Origin of the sequence: Desulfosporosinus sp. I2, assembly GCF_000960765.1 — a bacterium.
In the GTDB taxonomy this organism is placed as follows: domain Bacteria; phylum Bacillota; class Desulfitobacteriia; order Desulfitobacteriales; family Desulfitobacteriaceae; genus Desulfosporosinus.
In genome coordinates this window covers 1-7,564 of record NZ_JYNH01000191.1, presented here as the reverse complement: position 1 = coordinate 7,564, position 7,564 = coordinate 1, and the positions used below count along the sequence as shown (strand labels likewise).

General features: G+C 34.2%; 8 protein-coding genes and 1 pseudogene. 1 reads left to right on the top strand and 8 read right to left on the bottom strand.

The features are described from left to right. Nucleotides 1-34: 34 nt before the first annotated feature. The 3 genes from UF75_RS23795 to UF75_RS23785 all read right to left on the bottom strand — a co-directional run bounded on the left by UF75_RS23795 (nt 35) and on the right by UF75_RS23785 (nt 2,241). The gene (locus UF75_RS23795) at nt 35-697 is read right to left on the bottom strand and encodes a SurA N-terminal domain-containing protein (protein WP_045577002.1); all 663 of its coding nucleotides are present in this window, start codon (nt 695-697) and stop codon (nt 35-37) included. A gap of 193 nt (nt 698-890) precedes the next feature. Continuing rightward, a complete protein-coding gene (locus UF75_RS23790; RefSeq protein ID WP_045577001.1) occupies nt 891-1,469 on the bottom strand; it encodes a GrpB family protein in 579 nt (192 codons plus the stop codon). Between the two features lie 103 nt (nt 1,470-1,572). Next, a complete protein-coding gene (locus tag UF75_RS23785; RefSeq protein WP_045577000.1) occupies nt 1,573-2,241 on the bottom strand; it encodes an epoxyqueuosine reductase in 669 nt (222 codons plus the stop codon). A gap of 570 nt (nt 2,242-2,811) precedes the next feature. On the opposite strand from UF75_RS23785, the gene UF75_RS23780 reads away from it, so the two are divergent. After that, a complete protein-coding gene (locus UF75_RS23780; protein WP_045576999.1) occupies nt 2,812-3,804 on the top strand; it encodes a DUF262 domain-containing protein in 993 nt (330 codons plus the stop codon). A gap of 122 nt (nt 3,805-3,926) precedes the next feature. Here the strand turns inward: UF75_RS23780 and UF75_RS23775 are convergent, their stop codons facing one another. The 5 genes and pseudogenes from UF75_RS23775 to UF75_RS23760 form a co-directional block, all read right to left on the bottom strand. After that, a complete protein-coding gene (locus tag UF75_RS23775; RefSeq protein ID WP_052693584.1) occupies nt 3,927-4,355 on the bottom strand; it encodes a hypothetical protein in 429 nt (142 codons plus the stop codon). Nucleotides 4,356-4,473: 118 nt separating this feature from the next. Beyond that, nucleotides 4,474-5,031, bottom strand: coding sequence for a GNAT family protein (locus tag UF75_RS23770; RefSeq protein ID WP_045576998.1), 558 nt, complete (start codon nt 5,029-5,031; stop codon nt 4,474-4,476). Between the two features lie 84 nt (nt 5,032-5,115). Continuing rightward, nucleotides 5,116-5,321, bottom strand: a pseudogene (locus UF75_RS29475) (DUF5412 family protein). Between the two features lie 523 nt (nt 5,322-5,844). Beyond that, nucleotides 5,845-6,270, bottom strand: a complete 426-nt coding sequence (locus UF75_RS23765; RefSeq protein ID WP_052693582.1) for a GNAT family N-acetyltransferase — start codon at nt 6,268-6,270, stop codon at nt 5,845-5,847. A 188-nt stretch (nt 6,271-6,458) separates the two neighbouring features. Continuing rightward, the gene (locus UF75_RS23760) at nt 6,459-6,926 is read right to left on the bottom strand and encodes a GNAT family N-acetyltransferase (RefSeq protein WP_045576997.1); all 468 of its coding nucleotides are present in this window, start codon (nt 6,924-6,926) and stop codon (nt 6,459-6,461) included. Nucleotides 6,927-7,564: the final 638 nt, after the last annotated feature.

The window sequence follows — 7,564 nt, the reverse complement described above, 5'->3', positions numbered from 1 at the left end:
TTTATCAGTATAATCATCCCAAGCCTTTGTTGCTTCATTTCTGTCCTTTCGGAATCGACTGTAATATAGAGTTTTTTAGTTTTCCCCTGCCCAAAAATATCTGAGTTATGCTGATTATACCTGGAGAGTTGATGTAATCAGATGCGTTACTAAAACCATTGTCTTTAATAGTTTTATTGTAAGTTATCTTGGCAAAGTCACTATCCTGTAACGAGTCCATCGATTTCTCCTGTTGCTCCAAATAAGATTTAGCTTCATCAGCTGTTACGGTTTTTCCTTGCTTTTTTACCTCATTATCTATTAAAGCATTCTTTACTAACAAGCCTAGTGCAACTTTCTCATAATAGGATTCGTCCTGTGGCTTTTTCATATTATTAACATAATCATTTTGCTTAATTGTTACTTCCCTCGTTAGTTGTAAACCAGTTATTTTGGTATCTCCCACCTCGGCAACTACATCTGGATATTTAATGTTTTTTATATTATTGAGCTCAGGGGTTTCTATGTTAGTAGTGCTTCCGACAGTACCTTGAACAACTTGGATGTGGTTATTGGTTTGCGGTGTCATGTTTTGTAAGGGCATTTGAAGTTGTGGAACATTGGTTTGTGATTTTTGTTCATTTTTTGGGTTACAACCAGATGAAAATAAACCCAAAAATATCACAGGAATAGCATATAATAAAATCTTCTTTAACAACCAAACTCCTCCTTTCGGTATGAATTATATCATCTTTCATTCAAAGTATTTAACAAAAACGGCTAGCCACTTATAGCTTATTACTTCGTATTATCCTACTGATGCCACCCAACGCATATTTAGAGATGGGACGGTTGTTATACTTATGTGTTTAAGAATATTGTGTAATAGCTAAATAATATGCTCTTAACCCTTATAAATATCTACCAATAAACTCTTCTCTTGCTATTTTTGTATATTTCATAATGAATTCGGTTTTAGCTGTGGTATATCCATCTCTATTATGTTTGTATTGTTCTTTTAATTCTTGCTTTAGTCTTCCGTATTCTTCAGCTACTTCTTTATGGATTAAAAGATAGTCTCTGAAATATAATTCATTCCAATCTCCATAAAATCGCACATGGAGATGAAATACTTTTTCAGCAAAACCATTTGGAGTATAACCCTTATTAAATGACATTTTTAAGTCTGGCTTACTTTCATATGACATTAATGTCCAACCCGAATTAATTAATTTATACTTTATCTGTTCTATATCACAGTTACAATTAATTTCCAACAAAATATCTACAGTTGGTTTTGTAATTAATCCTTCTATAGCACTACTCCCAATATGACTTATTCGCTTTATGTTATTTCCACCTGAAGCATTGACTATTCTACCTTTTTCACACAAGTACCATTCTTTATAAGCAGGATTATGTTCTTTTAAAATTATAGGAAACAGTTCCCATAATTCCTTTAACGACATTTCAGACAATTCTTTTCCCATAGCAACCCCCTAAACAAAATGTAACTTTGATTACTTCACATTCTACAACGTGTCACCTACGAGAGTGCTAGTACTGTAGGTTTAAGAATACGAAGCAACATTACTATAATTTCATAATTCCAAGAGGGCATGATATCATACACAGTCCACAAGAATTTTTTCTATAATGTGTTTTTAAAAAAAGGCTTCTTTTCTGATTACATAATCTAAAATCAATTAATTCTTCACGTTTTATGCCTATATTCCACTGACGACCAGATAATGCAGTATGTGGGCAAGCATTAACGCATATATTACAGGCTGACGGACATTTACTCATGGTAATAGGACTTCCTATCGGTAAATCATAATTAATTAATATGGCAGATAACCTTACTCTTGGCCCATACTTTTCAGTTATCAAAACGTCATTTTTACCTATCCACCCTAAACCTGCATTGACGCTTGCAAATTTAAATGAGAATGGTGCGATAAGTGTTTCTTCACTTGTTTGTGCAACAGGTGGTATATAATATTGAATTTTATATGCATTTAATAGGGTGGTAATCTCGTCAAGTAATACATCGATATAATCACGTGCTTCACAAATTAAACTTTCAAATTTCTCCTCTTTATAATTATTTATACTTAACAATTCCTTATGAGGAACAGCAAAAACTAATGCACATTTATAATTTGATTTAAAGGCACTAAAATCTATATTAGAAATTCCAAATAGAATATCAATATGTCTCTTGAAAACTTCCAAAATATCATTGTATAGGTCAATCATGCGATGTTGCTCCTTTTATACAATGTCGCTGTGCTTCGCATTATTCTACTTATCTGGATACCCCTTTCCTATTAAATGTCCATGGTGCAAAGCCAAACCCAACAAAAGGTTCGAAAAATCCATAGGTTATATTCTTTATCTAACTTCCAATTATAAAATGAGGCAACAACGCTATTACCACAACAATCCTCATATTGAAGCGTGGCGATTTGCATACGGATGAGCGTTTACTATGCTAAAAATCACTCTCGTCTAGCATTCAACAAATTTCTTATATATTCCTGCCATAAATATGAATATCAGAAAATAATAACCAGAACGCCAACGTTTTGGCAGTCTGTATTTACCCTAAATTAGTTTCACTCAATAGTTCTTTTAAGAACCTCTACTTCCTCGTGGGTAGCGTTCTCCTTTGTCCAATCTTGTCTTGAACTTAAAAATTACCGCACTCCAATAATAAAGTGCTATTTCTTTAGAACTTTAACCTCAAACTACCTACTAATATGGACTTACAATTGTTTATCTGCTAAAATCAATTTTATCTAAATAACATAAAGGAGGATTTCCGTTTTGAAAAGCTCGTCTCAAATTAAAACTGTCCAATGGCTTCTTGATAAGAATAAGAAAAATCTCTTAGATTTATCAGTGCCAATTCAACGAAATGAAATATGGAATGCTCTACACAAGAGTAATCTCATCGCGTCTATCCTTATGGGCTTCCCTGTTGAGAGCCTCTTATTTGAGGAAGAACCTAACGGTAAAATTTATAAAGTCTTAGATGGAAAGCAACGGACATTAACTCTTATCCAATTTGTTAATAACCAATTCAAACTGAATAACAAAATCAAGGTGAAAGAGATTGATGGAGCCCAAGTTACTGGATTAACATTCAATAAATTGAACCCTGAACTCCAACAAACTATCCTGAATTACAATCTCACGTTCACAATTGTCCGTGACTTAACAAATGAAGAAAGGGAACTCCTCTTTTTCATGCGAAATCAGGCTGTATCCTTATCTCGTCTCGAACTAACACGTGTTCTAATGGGTAGTGAAGTTCTCGACACTCTAAAAGGCTTATTAAGCCATCCCTTCTTGACGGAGACTATCCAACTATCCGATAAAGCAAAAAACAAATATACAGACCAGCAACTCCTTATTCAATTTCTCATCTTAGAGATGAAACCTGAATTAGGCTTCTCTGGCAAGGAAATTATGAGCTTTGCCGAAGAGCCTCTACGGGGCAACGGTGTACCTCAAGACGTGGAAAACAAACTTAGTAATGTCATGGCATACTTACATGATGCTATAGGTGAAGATGCTAACGACTTGAAGCTCAATCGTATCCACATACCTATGCTCTATTTGATTGGCTGTGATGCTCTTGAACGAAATGTTAAACCAGCGGTATTTCACGCTTGGATGCTACAGTTCTTTATTGATATTAGTAAGGATAATAATGAGTACAAAAACGCTACTCTTGCTGGGTCAGCTCGGAAACAAAATATTGATATACGAACTAAGTACATAAAGAAGCACTTTGCTGATTATCTAGCACAATAGGAGCAAAAGGTGGCTACCAACATGGTAGCCACCTTTTGCTGTCATCACTTAATTTACTTAATACAATGGAATTGTTCCCAATAATTCCTAAACCAATCAGTATTTTTGGGTTAACAGACATTCTAACCTTTCCAAGAAGAGTTAGCTGAACTAATAAATTTATCAAGCGTTTCAGTGCTTAACTGACCTTTAACAATATTGTAATAAACTCCGTCGATTTCCAGAGGATTAGTAAATGTAATCCTCATCAGTTTTTCATTTCCGTTATAGAAATCTGCCATGTGTATCCAGCCCGCAGAAGGTTGGTGGTTGTTTTCTTGTTTGATAATATAGCCGTCAAGAAGCCCCATGAACTCATGTATCTTTTGTTTGTCTTCAAGAGCAAATGGTTTATTCCTGCCCCTACCATCTGAGAAAATAATTTTAGTAACGTCAATCGCCTTAACACTTGTAATCTTACTAATATCCTTTTCTGGAACTTTACTACAGCCGAATAAAATTAGGCAAATTGACACGAGCGTTATCAATGCCAACAAAATGCCTTTTCTCATATCCTACCCCCTTTAGATTTTTCGGACTCAGCTCCTTCACATTGTCTTAATGATGCCGTCCAACCCCTGAATTGAGTTGTAGGGGCATTTATACTGACGGGTCTAAGAATAATGGCAACTATTTCCACTCTTCTTTTAGGAGTGCAAATAAATATTCATCAGTGTATTCACCTTTATTCCATGCATTTTTAATGAAGTGTCCTTCCTTTCTCATTCCAATCTTATCAAGCAATTTAATAGAAGGCTCATTTCTTACATCAGTTATTGCAATAACTCTGTGCCTATTCCATACGTTGAATATTAACCCCAATAGGTTTCTGACTGCCTCTATTCCAAAACCTTTATTTTGATATGATGGGTTTAATGTAAATCCTATTTCTGCCTGATTTATGTCCTGCGGTAATGTATGTATCGCTAAATCTCCTACCAGATTGCCTGTGTTCTTTAATTCAATTGCAATTTGAAACCAACTATCGGGTATACCAGGTTCAAAATCCATTTGTTCTTTTACGAATTCTACTGCTTGTTCGATTTTAAAATTCACCCACATTTCACCTTGATATAAGGCTACTTCGGGATTTGTCCTGTATTGATAAAAGGTTTCAGCATCAGTTTCTTTAAACTTCCTTAAAATTAACCTTTCTGTTTCTATCTTGGAAAACTTCATTTTACTCATATTATTTCCAGTACGTCCTTTACTTCACATTATCCAATATAGTACCTATCTATTTGCAATTAGAGAGATTTTTTAAGGATTTCCCTAGGTCTTCCTGTAATCATATATTTTATTTTTAACATTTAATTCTTTATCATTAATCTTTAGAGTTTCATCATTTAACCATTGCATCTCAGCTTTTTCACAATAGTACTGCCAATAAATATTTTCCCCTTACCAGTCCTATTATTTTTTAATCTACCTAAAACAGCAAAATCTGTTGTGGCTCCGCCATCATTAAGATAGGCGATGACAGTATATGTTCCATCTGGTGAAGTTGATTGAGCAAGATATTCTTGACCGTTAATTCTTTAAATATCAAAAAACCCAATTAATAGCATATGCCATGACTCCAACGAACAAAGCTATACAAATACCCAACGCAAGGAGTCTCCTTTTATTTTTTGCTTCAGAGTTATCCCCCCACAGGCTAATACTTTCTTGTTTATTCCCAACTCAAGGTCACGGTTTAAGAATAATGGGACCCATTCACTATGGACAACGACATGCAAATGCCCGATTTTCAAGATTTCAAATGTAATGTATTTGTAAGTCCCTTTAATTTTCTTCAATAAAATTTTCACAGAATCCCACGAAGTCAATACGGTTAGGATTATTAAAATTCATAAGAACATTTATAATCACTGTACTTAATAATAAGGCGATTACCATCTTTAAAATATCATTCATATTCCTTTTTCTCCCATTGGAATTTGTTGCACCACACCCTACCAATAAGGCACGAAATAAGCATAGTGGGAGCAATTTCCATACCTATCTTATCGGTCTTTGATTTCTAATTTCCATCCATGCTAAAGGGTTGGAAATCGGCTTAAAGCCAGCCTTACTATAAACTTCGTGTGCATCTTTAGTAATTAAAAGCCATTGATATACGTCTTTCAATTCGTAATGCGAAAGGATATAGCTAATCATTTTCCTACCAATACCCTTTTTCCTAAAATTTTCATCAACGTATACATCCATTATGTATGCAAATCTTGTTTTGTCAGAAACAACTCTTGCATAACCAACCTGATTATGAGCGTTATCAAAGGCTCCTACGACTAATGCAGAATTTGATGCTCCTTTTACAACTTCATCAATTTTAATTCCTGGACTCCAAAATGATTTGGATTGCATTTGTGTGACTTTTGGGAAATCCATCATTTCCATTCCATCACTTATCCTAAACTCCTCCATATAATGCCTCCATCTTGTAATTCTCCGCAAAAAGGCTTGTCCCTAGTACTGTTCATAATTCAAGCCAAGGTCCGTATTATCCTACTTTCGTATATCGTACTTTGTTTTCATTATCAGGTGGATTGTAAGAATAATCCAATGTGTAGTTGGAGCAAACAACTGGCAAGAATCGCTCTATATCCTACAGCTCACGATGATTTGACTTTCATCATCATATATTCCGATATTCCGTCTTTATAAAGGTCATCAATCACACCAACCTGTTTATAACCAATTGATTCATACAATTTTTTAGCTCGCTTATTAAAACTATTCACAAGGAGAAACACCTTATCGAAATGTATAAAACCTATATCTTCAAAAAATTCTAAAAGCCTTTTCCCTATGCCCTGCATACGAAAATTTTCCTTAACAGATATGTTACATACATATGGAAAATTATAAAACATACCATTCAAAACAAATGTTATGTATCCTATACACTTACCTTCTCTATCTAACGCTAAATACATTTCTTTTCTCTCAAATGCTTCAATTAAATGGTTTCTTGCCACTTTTTCATCTGGGATGTAAATACTAGCTAGTTCAGAATTCATTAAGGCTTCTAAGCAATCATCTAAATACTTAATCTCGCCTTGAACAATTGTTATCTCCAAATTCTCACCCCTTTTATTGTAAAACCCAACATGACACATCACGACCTGCTTATTCCTACCAATGAGGTACGAAATAAGAATAATTTGAAACCCCAAATCTTGGGAATAACGCAGGTTATTACCTTTGAGAACTCATTGCCTTCCTTTTAAACACTACCGTTAAAATTAATCCTACGATTACTGGTATGCCGTAAGCAGTGGCTTCTGGTATTTAATAAGCCCAAAATGGTGCTGAATATTCAGGATGCTTTAAGTAATTCTGATAGACAATAATTGTTTGTACTGACCAAACGGTGATAGTTGAAATAGGATTAAACGTACAACTGAAGCGGTCTTAAATTTGTTATTCATAATAACCTCAAAAACGATTTTTCGTAATTTTACATTTTCCTACGAATGCGTCACGGTTTAAGAATTAGCGGAAGTCTGAATATGAGTTTATGGATTTCTAAAGCATGTTCAGTAATTGTGTCTTTAGCGAAGTTGCAATACTTTCAATCTAAGACCTCAGCTTTAAAATCCATGTTTTCATTTGGACTAACCAGCAGATTCAATATAAGTTTGAGAATCATTCCGATACATGCCACCATAATAGGATAGAAGATAATATTCATGTCAAACAAGAAACCATATAACAT